Origin of the sequence: Legionella erythra (genome assembly GCF_001467615.1) — a bacterium.
Lineage (GTDB): Bacteria > Pseudomonadota > Gammaproteobacteria > Legionellales > Legionellaceae > Legionella_C > Legionella_C erythra.
Genome location: NZ_LNYA01000034.1, coordinates 692,394 through 693,102, shown reverse-complemented (window position 1 = coordinate 693,102; position 709 = coordinate 692,394). Strand labels below are relative to the sequence as shown.

Sequence of the window (709 nt, the reverse complement as noted above, 5' to 3'; positions counted from 1 at the left end):
ACCTGAAGATTTCACCGAGTTTTTCAAACAATTAAAAAGACGAGGATTGGAAGCTGCTCTAGCCGGCGAGCTCACTGCACATTTGGGTTATGAGAGGCATGATAAAGCTGAATCACGCAAAGATAATTCTCGTAACGGTTACAGCAAAAAGAAAATTCATGTCAGTGAAGGTGAAATGGAAATTGCCGTACCTCGGGACCGCGCGGGCTCGTTTGAGCCACAACTCATCCCCAAGCATGCCACTCGCTTTGACGGTCTTGATGAGAAGATTATTTCCTTTTATTCCCGTGGATTAAGTACTCGAGATATCCAGTCTGAGTTAGAGGAAATCTATGGAACTACAATTTCTCCAACGCTAATTTCCAGCGTTACAGATGCTGTTTTGGCTGATGTGCGAGCATGGCAGTCAAGACCTTTGGATAGCTGCTTCCCCATGGTGTATCTGGATTGTCTGGTGGTCAAAGTAAAGACGGATAAAGGCATTACTAATAAAGCTGTTTATTTGGCACTGGGTGTAAATACCGAAGGACAAAAAGAGTTACTTGGCATGTGGATTAGCCAAAATGAGGGTGCAAAATTCTGGCTTAATGTACTGACTGATTTAAAAAACAGGGGGCTGGATGAGATATTTATTGCCTGTATTGACGGCTTGACTGGTTTCCCGGAAGCAATCGAAACGGTCTATCCTTATGCAAAAGTTCAGCTTTGC

General features: G+C 43.6%; 1 protein-coding gene. It reads left to right on the top strand.

Going from position 1 to position 709, the window contains the following annotated elements:
• The coding region (locus Lery_RS14905; protein WP_193392317.1) for an IS256 family transposase at positions 1–709 on the top strand (709 nt) is incomplete at both ends.